The sequence below is a fragment of the Rickettsiella endosymbiont of Aleochara curtula genome, from assembly GCF_964030935.1.
GTDB lineage: Bacteria > Pseudomonadota > Gammaproteobacteria > Diplorickettsiales > Diplorickettsiaceae > Aquirickettsiella.
The window spans coordinates 425,499-441,002 of sequence record NZ_OZ034990.1 but is presented as its reverse complement, the minus strand read 5'-3'; the positions used below and the strand labels follow the sequence as shown (position 1 = coordinate 441,002).

General features: G+C 42.1%; 14 protein-coding genes. 11 read left to right on the top strand and 3 right to left on the bottom strand.

The window, feature by feature from the left end; all coding sequences use genetic code 11:
- Nucleotides 1-154 precede the first annotated feature (154 nt).
- The gene (locus tag AAHF87_RS01885; protein WP_342146623.1) at nt 155-2,182 is read right to left on the bottom strand and encodes an alkyl/aryl-sulfatase; all 2,028 of its coding nucleotides are present in this window, start codon (nt 2,180-2,182) and stop codon (nt 155-157) included.
- A 152-nt stretch (nt 2,183-2,334) separates the two neighbouring features.
- Here AAHF87_RS01885 and rluB point away from each other — a divergent pair, with 152 nt between their 5' ends.
- From rluB to AAHF87_RS01870, 3 genes are read left to right on the top strand one after another with little or no spacing between them, the layout of a single operon-like run.
- Nucleotides 2,335-3,072, top strand: coding sequence for a 23S rRNA pseudouridine(2605) synthase RluB (gene rluB / locus AAHF87_RS01880; RefSeq protein WP_342146622.1), 738 nt, complete (start codon nt 2,335-2,337; stop codon nt 3,070-3,072).
- Nucleotides 3,073-3,090: 18 nt separating this feature from the next.
- Nucleotides 3,091-3,231 carry a hypothetical protein gene (locus tag AAHF87_RS01875; RefSeq protein WP_342146621.1) on the top strand — a complete coding sequence of 47 codons (141 nt, stop codon included), beginning with the start codon at nt 3,091-3,093 and terminating at the stop codon, nt 3,229-3,231.
- A 5-nt stretch (nt 3,232-3,236) separates the two neighbouring features.
- Nucleotides 3,237-3,623: a type II toxin-antitoxin system death-on-curing family toxin gene (locus tag AAHF87_RS01870; protein ID WP_342146620.1), complete on the top strand. Its 387-nt coding sequence runs from the start codon at nt 3,237-3,239 to the stop codon at nt 3,621-3,623.
- 64 nt (nt 3,624-3,687) lie between these two features.
- On the opposite strand, the gene AAHF87_RS01865 is transcribed toward AAHF87_RS01870, so the two are convergent.
- Nucleotides 3,688-4,212 (bottom strand): hypothetical protein, encoded by a 525-nt coding sequence (locus tag AAHF87_RS01865; protein ID WP_342146618.1) that lies wholly within the window; start codon nt 4,210-4,212, stop codon nt 3,688-3,690.
- Between the two features lie 111 nt (nt 4,213-4,323).
- Nucleotides 4,324-5,451, bottom strand: coding sequence for a glycoside hydrolase family 3 N-terminal domain-containing protein (locus tag AAHF87_RS01860; RefSeq protein WP_342146617.1), 1,128 nt, complete (start codon nt 5,449-5,451; stop codon nt 4,324-4,326).
- 269 nt (nt 5,452-5,720) lie between these two features.
- Here AAHF87_RS01860 and sdhC point away from each other — a divergent pair, with 269 nt between their 5' ends.
- The 8 genes from sdhC (at nt 5,721) to sucD (ending at nt 15,489) form a co-directional block, all read left to right on the top strand.
- A complete protein-coding gene (gene sdhC, locus AAHF87_RS01855) occupies nt 5,721-6,092 on the top strand; it encodes a succinate dehydrogenase, cytochrome b556 subunit (protein ID WP_342146615.1) in 372 nt (123 codons plus the stop codon).
- A complete protein-coding gene (sdhD, locus tag AAHF87_RS01850) occupies nt 6,086-6,442 on the top strand; it encodes a succinate dehydrogenase, hydrophobic membrane anchor protein (protein ID WP_342146614.1) in 357 nt (118 codons plus the stop codon). The genes sdhC and sdhD overlap by 7 nt, the downstream gene beginning before the upstream one ends.
- Nucleotides 6,443-6,445: 3 nt before the next feature.
- On the top strand, nt 6,446-8,215 hold the full coding sequence (sdhA, locus tag AAHF87_RS01845) for a succinate dehydrogenase flavoprotein subunit (RefSeq protein ID WP_342146612.1): 1,770 nt from the start codon (nt 6,446-6,448) through the stop codon (nt 8,213-8,215).
- Nucleotides 8,216-8,387: 172 nt separating this feature from the next.
- Entirely contained in the window at nt 8,388-9,086 is a 699-nt protein-coding gene (locus AAHF87_RS01840) for a succinate dehydrogenase iron-sulfur subunit (RefSeq protein WP_425287991.1), read from the top strand.
- Between the two features lie 27 nt (nt 9,087-9,113).
- Nucleotides 9,114-11,906, top strand: coding sequence for a 2-oxoglutarate dehydrogenase E1 component (locus tag AAHF87_RS01835; protein WP_342146610.1), 2,793 nt, complete (start codon nt 9,114-9,116; stop codon nt 11,904-11,906).
- A 38-nt stretch (nt 11,907-11,944) separates the two neighbouring features.
- Entirely contained in the window at nt 11,945-13,177 is a 1,233-nt protein-coding gene (gene odhB, locus AAHF87_RS01830) for a 2-oxoglutarate dehydrogenase complex dihydrolipoyllysine-residue succinyltransferase (protein ID WP_342146609.1), read from the top strand.
- Nucleotides 13,178-13,381: 204 nt separating this feature from the next.
- Complete coding sequence (gene sucC, locus AAHF87_RS01825) at nt 13,382-14,557, top strand: ADP-forming succinate--CoA ligase subunit beta (protein ID WP_342146608.1); 1,176 nt, start codon at nt 13,382-13,384, stop codon at nt 14,555-14,557.
- A gap of 62 nt (nt 14,558-14,619) precedes the next feature.
- Complete coding sequence (gene sucD / locus AAHF87_RS01820) at nt 14,620-15,489, top strand: succinate--CoA ligase subunit alpha (protein ID WP_342146607.1); 870 nt, start codon at nt 14,620-14,622, stop codon at nt 15,487-15,489.
- Nucleotides 15,490-15,504: the final 15 nt, after the last annotated feature.

Below are 15,504 nucleotides of genomic sequence, written 5' to 3'. Positions count from 1 at the left end.
CGTCATGGCGAGCGAATGCAATGAGCGCGGCCATCCATGGATTGCCACGCACCTACGGTGCTCGCAATGACGGTATATTTTAGATGTTCGCAATGCAATAATATTTTAGGTGCTTGTAATGACGACGAGCGTAATATATTAAATCATTCGTTGCCTATGCATCGGAAGCAATCGGTGTCATGATATTAAACATAAAAGGGAAGTCATCCAATAAGCTCATGAATTCGCTTAATTTATTTTTATCACCTTGAATCTGTATGCTCCCATCTTGTAACGCTTGCTCGATGGTCTTTTGTTTCAATAGTATGGTATTTAATGTATCTCGGCTTAAATTTATCGTCGCATCGGCATAAGAAACTTGTTTATTCGGTGTATAAATTAGTACCGAATTTTCGAGGCTTAGGCCGTAATGTTGGTTCCTATCAGTAAAATTTAAATTAAATCCCATTTTTTTGTTTTGCGCTTTTGCTGCATTTATGCGTATACCCATGTAATCTAAAATCATGGGAATCGGTATGGCTTTTAATACTTCTGGTGTAATGGGACCTTTCATAATGGTTTCAGGCTTACCATGACGTAACTCAAATGCACCCACTAAATATTCATTGCGCCAAGTCGCATTCTCGGTTTGATAACCTAATTGTTCGAGCGCATCGGCTTCGAGTAGACGTGCTTTTTGATTATTCGGATCGGCAAACACGAGATTATTTAACACCTGTGCCACCCAACGATAATTGCCATTTTTATAATCTTGCTGTGCTTTGTTGAGGACAGCGGAAGCACCCCCCATATATTCAATAGTTTTTTGACTCGTCTCAACGGAAGGAAGTGGATCCAAATGAGTGGGATTAGAATCATACCAACCGAGATAAAATTGATAAATGGCTTTGGCATTTTGCGAAAGTGAACCATAGTAACCGCGGTTAAACCATTCATCTGCCAGCTCCGGCGGAAAGTTCATGTGAGACGCTAAATCGTTAGCCGTGTAACCCTTATTAATTAAATTCAAGGTTTGATCATGGATAAATTTATATAAGTCGCGTTGTTTGCGTAACATATTGGTTAAATGCGTTTGGTCCCAGACCGGCCAGGTATGTTGAAAAAAAATTACGTCGGTTTTGTTGCTAAACAATTCGATGGCTTCATCGAGCGCTTTCCACCAAGCCACGGCATCACGTATGCTTGCGCCACGTAAGGTATAGAGATTATGCATGGTATGCGTGGCATCTTCTGCCATACATAGCGCTTTAAATTGCGGAAAATAGATGATCATTTCCGCGGGTGCTTCGGTGTGTGGCGCCATTTGAAAGATCATTTCTACACCATCAATGATTTTTCTCTCGCCAGTTTTTTTAATCAGATCCGTAGGAGCGACCAGCGTAATTTCACCTAATGAAAGCGTTTTTCCTATTCCCGCATCCACTTGCCCAGTTGTGCTACGCGGCAAAATATGTCCATACATATACATTGCGCGTCGATTCATGGCATTCCCAGCATAAACATTTTCACTGACGGCATGCTCTAAAAATCCTTCCGGTGCTAAAACCTTTATTCTGCCAGAGCTGACATCTTTTTCTGAAATAACGCCCAATACACCACCAAAATGATCGGCATGACTATGTGTAAAGATTACGGCTTTGATGGGTTTTTTAGGTCGATGTTGATAATAAAGCTCTAAAGCGGCTTTGGCCGTTTCTGCGCTGAGTAGCGGATCGATAATAATGATGCCGGTTTTGCCTTCAATAATATCCATGTTGGCTAAATCAAAACCGCGCACTTGATAAATAGAATCGGTTACTTGATATAAACCGTTATTCATATTAAGTTGTGCTTGACGCCACAAACTAGGGTTAACCGTAAAAGGCGCGTCATTGTCCGTTAAAAACTCATAAGCTCGTAGTGACCAAACCGTTTGCTGTTCTTTATTTTTAATCGACAATGCCGGAAAGGAAGCAATAAATCCTTTTTTAGCCAGACTATAATCATCCCGTCGCTCAAAAGGAAGTTTATTTAGCACCGCTTGGTTGAGTGTTTTTGTCTGCGCACTAGCCGGTTTCGAGCCATCGGCATTTTTAAAGAAATGCGTGGCGGCGGGTTGATAAATAATCGTATTATGGGTTTGCGTGTAAGTGGTTACCGCGGTGAGTATTAATAATACGGTAATGAATATTCTGGGTAGCATACAACTCCTGTTGCGAACTTTTCATCCTGAAAAGCAGTCTTAAGTATACCATTAACAATTGTTGCAAGAAATCTTTGTTCGAAAGTGAAAAAGAAATACAAACAGGGATTTTTAATTTAGCATAATATGAGAGGATTAACCGGTTAGCTTGTATGAATGAAAAAATCCAAAAAGTATTGGCCAATTTAGGTATCGGTTCGCGTCGCGAAATTGAGCGTTGGATCCGCGAAGGTCGAATTCGTATTAATCATCAGCTTGCTAAGCTGGGTGATAGAATTGATTTGACGGCAAAAATCTTGATCGATGGTAAGCCGGTACCTTTAGTCCCCGCGACTGATTTTCAACGTCGCGTGTTGATCTATCATAAGCCTGAGGGTGAGATCTGTGCACGGTCAGATCCTGAAGGTCGACCGACAGTATTTGAACATTTGCCACGTTTGCGCGGTCAACGCTGGATCATGATTGGTCGTTTAGATATTAACACCCTAGGTTTATTAGTGTTTACCAATGATGGCGAATTAGCGCATCGTCTATCGCATCCTTCTTACGAGATTGAAAGAGAATACGCCGTGCGTGTACTCGGAAAAGTCGATGAGAAAATTTTGGATCGTTTGAAAAATGGAGTGAAACTAGAAGACGGCATGGCAGCGTTTACACGGATTGAAGAGCGAGGTGGATCCGGTGCTAATCATTGGTATCATGTGGTGCTGAAAGAAGGGCGTAACCGGGAAGTCAGGCGTTTATGGGAATCACAGGGTGTCAATGTCAGTCGTTTGTTGCGCGTACGATTTGGCAATGTGACGTTGCCTGAAGATCTGAGCAGAGGCCAATACCGTGAATTAAAAGCCGACGAGATGCAGAAATTAGCGCGTTTAGTCGGTTTAGATTAAATTAGAGGAGATTTGGTTATGAGAAAGAAAAAAATTTTGAATAAAAAAAAACCTAGTGACATAAAAATAGTTTATGCATCAAAATCCGAAGTAGAAAGAGCTACAAAAAAATGCTTGGAAAAATATCCGGATGTGTTTAAAGAATTAGCAAAGCGTTAATGCATATGCATAAAATAAAGACGCTAACCATTGATGAAGTTATTAAAGTCCACGATGACATTCTGAATAACTCAGGCGGGCTTGCGGGTATTTCCTTGCACAAATCCTTAGAGGCTGCCCTAAATCGTGCTGAAAATTATTCATTCTACGAAGACGTTAATGATCTGTTCGAAATAGCATCTATATATTGTATTGCAATAGCTCAAGGCCATTTATTTAATGATGGAAATAAGCGTACCGCTTTTTCTGTCCTGTATAATTTTTTAGAGATAAATGGCTATGAACTTGATGCAAAGTCAGAAGCTATTGTAGATATTATGTTGAAAGTTGCTGAAAAAAAGTTAACCAAGAAAGAACTTTCAAACTGGATTAAAGAAAATGTCCTAAATTGAAAAACCGACGAGATGCAAAAATTAGCGCGTTTAGTCGGTTTAGATTAGAAAAAGTGCAAGCATTTTAAGTGCTGCGTAATTCTAGATGAGTATCATTAATTTGTTGTTCCGCAAATTCTCTTAAGCTTTTTTGTAATGGCTTGGGTAAAGGTAATTGATCAATATGCTGCAGGAATGCAATATTTTTGGATAATGTAAAAAAACAGCATTTTTTTAACGTTTTAAGCTGGTAACGCCCAAATTGAATTTTAAAATAGCTTAAGGAAATTTTTTCATTTGTAAGCAACTCGGTGAAAAATTCTATTTTTTTATTGTTTGTAATTTCTTCAAGGTAAGCTTTCCAGTGAACAAATTCTGCTTCATTCATGCCTTGTAGAAGATTAAAGTTAGCGTCTTGAAATTTTGCATATTTTCCATGTAAAAATACTTCGTCTAGAAAAGTTTGGTTTTTTTCCAAATCAGCGGGAGAGGCTGGGAACTTCTCGTATGCGTTTTGAAGCTGTAATAATAGCTCGAGCATGGTAAAGAAAGTAGCGTGAGGAGGGCAATTGATGAGCGCCTGAGAAAATTTATCGGAATCCGTTTGCATGCGATTCAATATCCGTTAAAGATTTTAATCTTGATATCATTGACACATTTGATTGATTACCCCCCCCCTCCAGCATTAACTGAAGGAAGGATTTAGTCAATTATTTTAAATTTACATTCTCGGTGCGGGAGCTGGTGTTATTCCAGCAGAAGCTTTACAAGCAAACACATCAATAATTTTTTTAGCATGCTCATATTCTGTGTGCGTCGGGAGTGGATTTATCTTTCTCTTAGATAACAGCGCTATTTTTTCTTCTGCCGATTGGTAACGCTGTAGAAAAGCTGGTTCAGCTTGTTTTTGCTCTTCAATAAAAGTAAATAATTTCTGCAGCGTATCTAAATAATCGGGCTCTTGTTTCCCGCCGCCGCCGCAATATAAAATGGCATCACAGCCACTTTCAAGACAGCGTTTGACCCTGTCATTCATGGTGGGTGCTATGGATGCTAAGGCATGCATTTCCAATGCATCGCTAAATAGCGGCATAGCAGGTCTAGCCAATTTATGCACAAAAGTGGTGATGGTTTTTTCTGATAACGTAGCAGGTAATTCATCGACTGCTGTATAAATCACATGGGGTATCATCAATCCATCGTAGTTGAGATATTTATAAGGTGGTAAAGAATGTATGCAAATATCCTCTATACTGCGTGTATCAGTAGCCATCTGGATATGTGTATCATTGGTTACTTGTCCATGATCCGGGAAATGTTTTGCGATGGTATACAGGCATCCGTTTATCCCCTTCAAATAATTTGCAAGTAAAGACGTGCTAACTGGTGGATTCCCATACGATCGACCAATTTTTCCAATAATTGCGGCATCGGGATTATACGTATCGAATACCGGTCCATACAAAATATTAATACCCGCTTGACCGAGTTCATAGGCAGTGACAATACCGCATGCCTTGGCTATTTCCAACGCCGCATTTTCCTGACCGGATAGATACAGCTTACGTAAATCGTCGGGTTTCGATAAGGAGCTAAATCCTTCACCGCGGAGTCTTTGCACTAATCCGCCTTCTTGATCAACCGCGATGTCAATATCGGTGCGGAGAACACGAATGGTATCAGCAAATTGTTTTACTTGATCTTGGGTAATGGCGGCTTTTGCTGGATCATTAAAAATAGAAACTTCTCTAATGATAGGATTTTGGATAAGTTCTTTGTATGCTTCACGAGTGGATGCATTGTCTAACCAATCTTGTAACACTATACCTATTGTTAGTATTCCTGACATAATCAGCTCCAGTGTTATTAAATTAGCGATAAAGTGCTGCCAATAATTTTTTTAAGAAATCCTTAAATAAAATGACAGCTTAGAAAGCTTAGCATAATTTATTGGCTATGATTTTAATTTTTATTATTCCAACTCTAGCGTAGGCTTAACTCCAAGGCCTAGTAAAGTTCTAAGCTTGAAAAAAGTACAAGTAATTTGTATTTGCGCGCTATTTAAGCGTATAATCGCCCAGTATTTTCCCTCTGGTTTCATTAAAAGGCTTACAATCTGTGAGTAAACGACCTGTTAATCTTAACTTATTGACCATTCGCTTTCCTATCACGGCGATCGTGTCTATTTTGCATCGAATCTCTGGCTTTTTCTTATTTTTAATTATCCCGGTTTTTTTAGCTGTCGTGGCGCTTACGCTACGGAGTCCAGAGGCTTTTTTTACTGTGCATACGTGCTTTGCATATCCTTTGACTAAATTGATCCTGTTAGCTTTTTTATTTGCGCTTTTTTACCATTTATTTGCCGGTGTACGCCACTTGTTAATGGATGCTGCGATAGGCGAAGAATTGAAGTCCGCGCGTTTTAGCGCCGGTTTGGTTATTGTGCTGGCGATAGGTGTGACGGGTGTGATGGGAATTTATTTATGGTAAAAAAATTAACCAATGTAACCAGTCTGAGCGGTAACGGCATGCGCGATTGGTTAATCCAGCGAACTACGTCGGTTATTTTGGCTACCTATATTATTTTTTTATTGGCGTTCATTCTGTGCCATCAGCCTCTAGATTATGTGACCTGGCAGAGTTTATTCAGTCATCTCGGTATGCGGTTGTTCAGTAGCTTATTTTTATTAAGTTTATTTTGGCATGCTTGGATTGGCATGTGGACGATAGTGACGGACTATATTAAATCAGCGAGTTTACGTTTAATCAGTCAACTCATCATTATCATTGCACTATTCCTCTATTTTATCTGGGGTTTAGTTATTTTCTGGGGCAACTAATTTATGGCCTTACCGACCTACCTATTTGATGCAGTGATCGTTGGTGCCGGTGGCGCGGGTATGCGAGCAGCTTTGCAATTAGCGCATTCGGGTCAGAAAGTCGCACTGATTTCTAAGGTATTCCCGACACGTTCGCACACGGTTTCCGCGCAGGGCGGTATTACTTGTGCCTTAGGTAATGCACATGAAGATGATTGGCGCTGGCATATGTACGATACCGTTAAAGGTTCCGATTACTTAGGTGATCAAGATAGTATTGAATACATGTGCAAAACCGGTCCCGAAGCGGTGTATGAGTTGGAACATATGGGTTTGCCGTTTTCGCGTATGGACTCAGGAAAAATTTATCAGCGTCCCTTTGGCGGTCAATCCAAAAATTTTGGTGGTGATCAAGCAGCGCGTACTTGTGCCGCTGCAGATAGAACCGGTCACGCCTTACTACACACCTTGTATCAGCAAAACCTAAAAGCTAAGACGCATTTTTTCAATGAATGGTACGCTATTGATTTGGTAAAAACGCCGCAAGGTCAAGTCGCTGGATTGACTGCGTTATGCATCGAAACCGGTGAAGTAGTTTTATTTCATAGTCGTGCCACCATTTTAGCGACGGGTGGTGCAGGGAGAATTTTTCAATCGACAACCAATGCGATGATCAATACCGGTGATGGTATTGGTATGGCCTTACGCGCGGGTTTTCCGGTTCAAGATATGGAAATGTGGCAATTTCATCCGACTGGTATTGCCGGTGCCGGGGTATTAGTTACTGAAGGTTGTCGCGGCGAAGGCGGATATCTCATTAATAAAAACGGCGAACGTTTTATGGAACGTTATGCGCCGCACGCGAAAGACTTGGCTTCGCGTGATGTAGTTGCACGCGCCATGGCTTTGGAATTACGTGCCGGAAACGGGTTTAATCCAGAAGGGATCGATTATTTAAAATTAAAATTGGATCATCTCGGCGGGGATATCATTAAAAAACGTTTACCTGGAATTCGAGAATTGGCCTTGACGTTTGCGCATGTGGATCCCATTACTACACCAATACCGGTCGTTCCTACTTGTCATTATATGATGGGCGGAATTCCTACCAATGTTCATGGTCAAGTGATCACGGTTGATATCGAAGGCCAGGATCAAGTTGTTGAAGGCCTCTATGCTGCGGGTGAATGTGCTTGTGTTTCTGTGCATGGTGCGAATCGATTGGGTGGCAACTCGTTGCTTGATTTAATTGTGTTTGGTCGTTCAGCCGGTTTACATGTCGGTGAATCTTTAATTCAGGATGATTTACCGTTACTCAATATTACCCAGGATGATTTAGATGTGGCTTTGAGCCGATTAAACCGTTGGGAGCAATCCAAACACGGTGAAAGTCTAGTTGAGATTCGGCAAGCCATGCAAAAAGTGATGCAAACCGATTTTGGTGTATTTCGTACCGCGAAGTACATGGAAGAAGGCTTAGTCAAATTAAAACAATTGCAAGAACGTTTAAGGCACGCCGTGTTAACTGATCATAGCCAAGTGTTTAATACCGCGCGTGTGGAAGCCTTAGAGCTCGATAACTTAATGGAAGTGGCCTATGCTTCAGCAGTCTCGGCATTAACGCGCGAAGAAAGTCGTGGTGCGCATAGTCGTGAAGATTTCCCCAAACGCGATGATAAAAATTGGTTAAAACATTTACTATACTTTTCTGATGCGGATACTATAGGATTTAGAGCAGTGAATCGGAGACCTAAGACAGTGCCACCGATGGAACTTAAAGAGCGTTCTTATTGATGCAACATAAAAAGATCACCGTCATGGCGAGCGAATGTAATGAGCGCGGCCATCCAGAGATTGCCGCGCACCTACGGTGCTCCAATGGCGAATAAGCGCTACGTGCTCAGAATGACAACACTATTTTTAATTTGACTCTATTATATAAGGTTACTTATTAGGCTAAAAAATTATGCAATTTTCTATTTATCGATATGATCCTGAGATCGACAAAAAGCCTTACATGCAGGATTACACGCTGGAGATCGCGCCCGGTAAAGACATGATGTTATTGGAAGCTTTGGAATGTTTGAAAGAGCACGATCAAAGCTTGAGTTTTCGTCGTTCGTGCCGCGAAGGCGTCTGTGGATCGGATGGCATGAATATTAATGGTAAAAATGGTTTGGCCTGTATCACGCAGGTTTCATCTTTGCGTTCACCGATCGTTTTAAGACCCTTGCCAGGCTTGCCGGTGATCCGTGATTTAGTGGTGGACATGGAACCTTTTATTCGTCAATACGAAAAAGCGCAACCGTATCTCATCAATGATAAAGAACCGCCCGCCAAAGAACGTCTACAATCGCCTGAGCAGCGCGAAAAATTAGACGGACTTTATGAGTGTATTTTATGTGCTTGTTGCACCAGTGCTTGTCCTTCGTACTGGTGGAATCCAGATAAGTTTTTGGGGCCAGCAGCTTTATTGTGGCTCTGTCGCTTTTTGGTGGATAATCGCGATGATGCTAAAGAACAGCGTTTAGCGGAATTAAATGATCTATTTAGTTTATTTCGTTGTCGGACTATTATGAATTGTACCACGGTCTGCCCTAAGGGCCTTAACCCGGCTAAGGCAATAGGTCATATACGTTCAGAGCTTTTAAAAGAAGAAGTATGAAATTTTTGAGGGTAAAATTCAACCATCATGACTGAGCAATTAAAATCGGCACAGGCCTTACAACAAAACTCCTATTTATTTAGTGGGAACGGTAATTATTTAGAAACTCTCTATGAGCAATATTTGCACGACCCGAGTCAACTCAGTGCCGAATGGCAAACCTATTTTGGTCAACTCAGTGATAAAGAAAATGATGTCTCGCATGCCGATATTCGTACTTATTTCACTGAACTCGCGCAACGTCCAGCCGAAAAAAGAGTCACGCATCAGGCCAGCGATTTACAGTATAAGTTACTGGGATTAATTGATGCCTATCGCCGTTATGGACATTATCAAGCACATTTGGATCCCTTAGCACTAGCGCCAAAACGAGAGATTGTCGATTTAAGTTTAGAAAACCATGATATTAGCTTACAAGATTTAACACGCATCGTTAATCTCAATGGCTTACTTGGTTTGCAAAGTGTGACTGCTGAAAGTTTACTGATGCAGCTTAAAAAGATTTATTGCCGCAGCATAGGCTTTGAATATGAACATATTACCGATCATGCACAACGTTCTTGGCTGCAAGAACGTATTGAAACGGTCGCCGGCGGCACACCCAATTTCTCAGCGCAAGTTAAAAAAACTATTTTAAAGGGTTTAATTTACGCGGACGGTTTAGAAAAATTTTTGGGTAATAAATTTGTTGCACAAAAGCGTTTTTCTTTAGAAGGCGGTGACAGTTTAATTCCTCTGCTCGAAGCATTGGTCGCGCATGCCAGCGCCGCTGCGGTGCAAGAAATTGTCATCGGTATGGCTCACCGTGGCAGGTTAAATGTACTGATTAATATCTTAGGTAAATCACCGGCTAAATTGTTCGAAGAATTTGCCGGTAAGTTAACGCAAGAAAATCGTTCCGGCGATGTCAAATATCATAAAGGTTTTGCTGCCGATATAAAGACTGACCATGGTGTGATGCATGTTGCCATGGCGTTTAATCCTTCGCATCTAGAAATAGTTAATCCTGTGGTGGAAGGCTCGGTACGTTCACGTCAAGAGCGTCGTCAAGATAGCAGTAGAAAACAGGTATTACCTTTATTGATTCATGGTGATGCAGCTTTTTCGGGTCAGGGCATCGTGATGGAAAATTTTGAGTTATCGCAAACCGAAGCTTATGGTACCGGCGGGACCTTACATATAGTCCTGAATAATCAACTCGGTTTTACCACCGATCCGCAAAATGCGCGTTCCAGTTGGTATTGTACCGATCCGGCTAAAATTGTTGATGCACCCATTTTTCATGTTAACGGTGACGATCCAGAAGCCGTATTATTTACTTTACAGCTTGCGTTTGATTTTCGACAGACCTTTAAAAAAGATGTGGTCATTGATTTAGTGTGCTATCGCCGTCACGGCCATAATGAAGCCGATGAGCCAGCTGCGACACAACCGTTAATCTACCAAACCATTAAACAATTACCGACCGCAAAGCAACAGTATGCCGATGTCTTAATTAGACTAGGTGTAGTAACTGCCGAAGAAGTTCAACAATGGTCCGATGAATACAGAAATCGTTTAGATAATGGCCAACCCGTTGTGCAACGTCTTACCAGTGATTATGAGAATCCCTATCGTATCGATTGGCGTCCTTATCGCTATCAAGATTGGCGGTCACCGGCGAATACCGCAGTAGATTTAAATCTACTTAAAAAATTAGCGTCGCAAATAGAAACCTTGCCAGCAGGTTTTGTATTGCAAGCACAAGTCGCTAAAATTATGCAAGATCGACGTAAAATGACCGCCGGTGAATTACCATTGAATTGGGGTTATGCTGAAACCATGGCCTACGCTACGTTATTGCAAGAAGATTACGAAGTGCGTTTGTCCGGTCAAGACAGTGAACGCGGAACCTTTTTTCATCGCCATGCCGTGCTACATGATTTTAATACCAATCAAACGATCGTGCCGTTAGCGCAGCTGGCTAAAAACCCAAATGCGTTTACCGTGATTGATTCGATACTTTCGGAAGCCGCGGTGATGGGGTTTGAATATGGTTATGCTATTTCCAACCCGACTAGTTTAGTGATTTGGGAAGCACAATACGGTGATTTTGTTAACGGCGCGCAGGTGGTGATTGATCAGTTCTTAAGCTCCTCCGAACAAAAATGGGGCAGACTGTGTGGTTTAGTTTTATTTCTGCCGCATGGTTATGAAGGTTCGGGACCTGAACATACCTCAGCGCGTTTAGAACGTTTCTTACAACTCTGCGCGCAAGACAACATGCAAGTCTGTGTGCCTAGTACACCAGCGCAGATTTTCCATTGTTTACGACGACAAATGTTACGACCGTATCGAAAACCTTTAATCCTGATGACACCAAAAAGTTTGCTACGACATAAATTAGCCGTATCGACTTTGCAAGAATTAAGCAGCGGTGCTTGGCAATCTATTATTCCCGATAGCGAAATCGATATCAAAAAAGTAAAACGTGTCGTTTTATGTAGTGGTAAGGTCTATTATGATTTACTCGAACAACGTCGCGCACAAAAACGTGAAGATATTGCACTGATACGCATTGAGCAACTGTATCCATTTCCAGACAGTGAGCTAAGTGCTGAACTAAAACGTTACGCTAAAGTAAAAGATATTGTGTGGTGCCAAGAAGAATCTAAAAATCAAGGGGCGTGGTATGGTATCCAACATCACCTTGTTTCGTGTCTAGCAAAAACTCAAACCTTGCGTTATGTCGGTAGACCCGCTTCCGCAGCCCCCGCGGTGGGTTCACCTTTAGTGCACGCAGAAGAACAACAAACCTTGGTTAAAGAAGCTTTAACCTAAAGCTGAGTTAACATTTATAGTAGTAGAGGAATCCAGAGATGAATATTGAAGTAAAAGTTCCGATGTTACCGGAATCGGTTGCTGATGCGACCATCGTCACCTGGCATAAAAAGCCCGGTGAAAAGGTTAAACGGGATGATAATTTAGTCGATCTGGAAACCGACAAAGTTGTTTTAGAAGTACCGGCACCCGCCGACGGCGTGATGGGCGAAATCTTAAAACAAGCAGGAACTGTGGTTAAAGCGGGTGAAATTTTAGCGCATCTAGATACTGACAAGGAAGCTAGTATGAAAACTGAGAAACCTTCTGCATCTACATCTCCATCCGCTGCGACACCCGTCGCAGAAAAACCTAAAACCGCCGATAGTGCTGCCCATTTGGCGGGACCTGCGGCAAGACGCACTGCTGCTGAACAAGATTTACCTTTAGAAAATATTAAAGGTAGTGGCAAATCGGGTCGTGTGACACGAGCCGATGTTTTGCAACAAGCACAGTCACCCGCGGCACCCGCACCGAATCTTTCCAGTCGTATCTCGGACATGTCTGCAGCGGCTACGCATGATAGTAGCGAGCGCTTGGAAAAACGGGTGCCCATGACACGTTTACGTGCGCGTATCGCTGAGCGACTTGTATCCGCACAGCATAATGCGGCTATTTTAACGACTTTTAATGAAATTAATTTACAAAAAGTCATGGAACTACGTAGTCTTTATAAAGATAGTTTTGAAAAAAGACATGGCACACGTTTAGGCTTTATGTCCTTTTTTACCAAGGCGGTTATCGAAGCCTTAAAACGTTTTCCGGCAGTGAATGCGTCCATTGATGGTAATGATGTGGTATATCATAGTTACTTTGACATTGGGATTGCCGTTTCGACCGATCGCGGCTTAGTAGTGCCTATTTTACGCGATGCGGATCGTTTATCGTTTGCCGATATAGAAAAAACCATTGCTAATTATGGACGTAAAGCCAAAGAAAATCAGATCGCTATTGAAGACATGACTGGCGGTACCTTCACCATAACCAATGGCGGCGTTTTCGGCTCGTTATTAGCCACACCGATCATTAATCCGCCGCAAAGTGCGATACTGGGCATGAATAAAATAGAGGAACGACCCATAGCCGAAAACGGCCAGGTAGTCATTAGACCGATGATGTATGTTGCATTATCCTATGATCATCGTATTATTGACGGCAAAGAATCAGTAAGCTTTTTAAAAACCATAAAAGAGTTACTGGAAGATCCATCCCGTTTATTGATCGATGTTTAAATGAACGCGGCACCTATTATCGTTAATGATGTGCCAGTTATATTTTTTTAAAAAAGTAAACTCACAGCAATGGGGTTTTTGAGAAGGCGCTGCGAGAATGAGTAACCGGAATGTGTTCAACCTACATGAGGATTGCGAGTTGAGCAGCAACGCAGACAAAAATTCAAGTGCGAAGAGTGAAATAATTAGGAGAAAAAGAAATCCATGAATCTACACGAATACCAAGGTAAAGAACTATTTAGCGAATATGGATTACCCGTCCCTCTAGGTAAACCCGCTAGCACAGTCGAAGAGGCCTTGGCTGCTGCCGAAGCGTTAGGTGGAAATGCATGGATGGTCAAAGCACAGGTACATGCTGGCGGCAGAGGTAAGGCCGGGGGTGTTAAATATGTTACTAGTAAAGAAGCGGTAGCCGCAGAAAGTAAACGTCTACTCGGTCGACGTTTAGTCACGTTCCAAACGGATGAACGTGGCCAACCAGTTAATCAAGTACTCATAGCTCAACCTTGTGATATAGAACGCGAATTATATTTAGGTGCGGTGCTGGATCGCAGTACGCGTCGCGTGGTCATCATGGCAAGTACCGAAGGTGGTGTTGAAATTGAAAAGGTAGCAGAGGAAACACCCGAAAAAATATTAAAAATCATCATGGACCCCTTGCTAGGAATTATGCCTTATCAGGCCCGTGATATTGGTTTTAAATTACAACTAACACCTAATCAATTAAAAGAGTTTACGCAAATTTTATTAGGTCTGGGTAGGATGTTTGTCGAGCGTGATCTGAGTTTAGTAGAAATTAATCCCTTGATTATCGACAAAAATGATCACGTGATCTGTTTAGATGCCAAAGTGGTGGTCGATGATAATGCTTTATTTCGCCAAGCACAATTACGTGCGATGCGTGATCCCTCACAAGAAGATGAACGCGAAAACCGTGCCCATGCTTGGGAATTAAACTATATCGCCTTAGATGGAGATATCGGTTGCATGGTGAATGGTGCAGGTTTAGCTATGGCGACTATGGATTTAATTAAATTACATGGTGGTAATCCAGCCAATTTCTTGGATGTGGGTGGTGGTGCTACGCAAGAGCGCGTTACCGAAGCCTTCAAGATCATTTTATCCGATGAAAAAGTCAAAGGGATATTGGTTAACATTTTTGGTGGTATCGTGCGCTGTGACATGATCGCAGATGGAATTATTGGTGCAGTCAAAGAGGTGGGTATTAAAATTCCAGTGGTGGTGCGTTTAGAAGGTAATAATGCAGATATTGGCGCGAAAAAACTATCTGAAAGTGGTTTAAATATTATTGCTGCGACTAGCTTAACCGGTGCCGCAGAGCAGATAGTAGCGGCTGTTAAATCTCCAATGACAGCATGATACTCTGTGCACTTGAGTTTTTGGCTGTAAAATAAAACATATTTTCTTTAAAGGTTAAACCTATGAGTATATTAATCGACAAAAACACGAAAGTCATTTGCCAAGGCTTCACGGGAAAACAAGGAACATTTCATTCAGAACAAGCCATCGCTTACGGCACACAGATGGTGGGTGGTGTGACACCCGGAAAAGGCGGATCCCAACATTTAGATTTACCGGTGTTTAATACCGTGGCTGATGCCGTTGCTGAAACGGGTGCGAATGCCAGCGTCATTTATGTACCGGCGCCTTTTTGTAAAGATTCTATTGTTGAAGCCGCTGCTGCAGGCGTTTCTTTAATTGTCTGTATTACCGAAGGCATACCGGTACTCGATATGTTGGATGTGAAGGTTTACCTAGAAAATAATACGGATGCGCGCTTAATAGGACCGAATTGCCCCGGTGTGATTACACCCGGACAATGTAAGATTGGCATCATGCCAGGTTATATCCATTTGCCCGGTCGTGTGGGTATCGTGTCACGTTCGGGTACCTTAACCTATGAAGCGGTAAAACAGACCACAGACTTAGGCTTAGGCCAAAGTACCTGCGTGGGTATTGGTGGTGATCCGATTCCAGGGATGAATTTTGTGGATGTGTTGCGTTTGTTTCAAGAAGATCCACAAACCGAAGCCATACTGATGGTCGGTGAAATTGGCGGTACGGCTGAAGAAGAAGCCGCAGATTTTATTAAAACCTATGTGACCAAACCGGTAGTCGCTTATATTGCCGGCGTGACAGCGCCCGCTGGAAAACGTATGGGTCATGCCGGTGCAATTATTTCCGGTGGCAAAGGCACTGCCGCTGAAAAATTTAAGGCTTTAGAAGCGGCCGGTGTTCACACGGTGAAATCACCTGCAGATATGGGCAAAATGGTTGCACAATTATTATAATCAATTTTTAATGAT

Bases quoted from the DNA above. Each gene is read 5' to 3' on its own strand.
- AAHF87_RS01885 (WP_342146623.1), bottom strand. From the start codon at position 2,182: ATGCTACCCAGAATATTCATTACCGTATTATTAATACTCACCGCGGTA.
- rluB (WP_342146622.1), top strand. From the start codon at position 2,335: ATGAATGAAAAAATCCAAAAAGTATTGGCCAATTTAGGTATCGGTTCG.
- AAHF87_RS01875 (WP_342146621.1), top strand. From the start codon at position 3,091: ATGAGAAAGAAAAAAATTTTGAATAAAAAAAAACCTAGTGACATAAAA.
- AAHF87_RS01870 (WP_342146620.1), top strand. From the start codon at position 3,237: ATGCATAAAATAAAGACGCTAACCATTGATGAAGTTATTAAAGTCCAC.
- AAHF87_RS01865 (WP_342146618.1), bottom strand. From the start codon at position 4,212: ATGCAAACGGATTCCGATAAATTTTCTCAGGCGCTCATCAATTGCCCT.
- AAHF87_RS01860 (WP_342146617.1), bottom strand. From the start codon at position 5,451: ATGTCAGGAATACTAACAATAGGTATAGTGTTACAAGATTGGTTAGAC.
- sdhD (WP_342146614.1), top strand. From the start codon at position 6,086: ATGGTAAAAAAATTAACCAATGTAACCAGTCTGAGCGGTAACGGCATG.
- sdhA (WP_342146612.1), top strand. From the start codon at position 6,446: ATGGCCTTACCGACCTACCTATTTGATGCAGTGATCGTTGGTGCCGGT.
- AAHF87_RS01840 (WP_425287991.1), top strand. From the start codon at position 8,388: ATGCAATTTTCTATTTATCGATATGATCCTGAGATCGACAAAAAGCCT.
- AAHF87_RS01835 (WP_342146610.1), top strand. From the start codon at position 9,114: ATGACTGAGCAATTAAAATCGGCACAGGCCTTACAACAAAACTCCTAT.
- odhB (WP_342146609.1), top strand. From the start codon at position 11,945: ATGAATATTGAAGTAAAAGTTCCGATGTTACCGGAATCGGTTGCTGAT.
- sucC (WP_342146608.1), top strand. From the start codon at position 13,382: ATGAATCTACACGAATACCAAGGTAAAGAACTATTTAGCGAATATGGA.
- sucD (WP_342146607.1), top strand. From the start codon at position 14,620: ATGAGTATATTAATCGACAAAAACACGAAAGTCATTTGCCAAGGCTTC.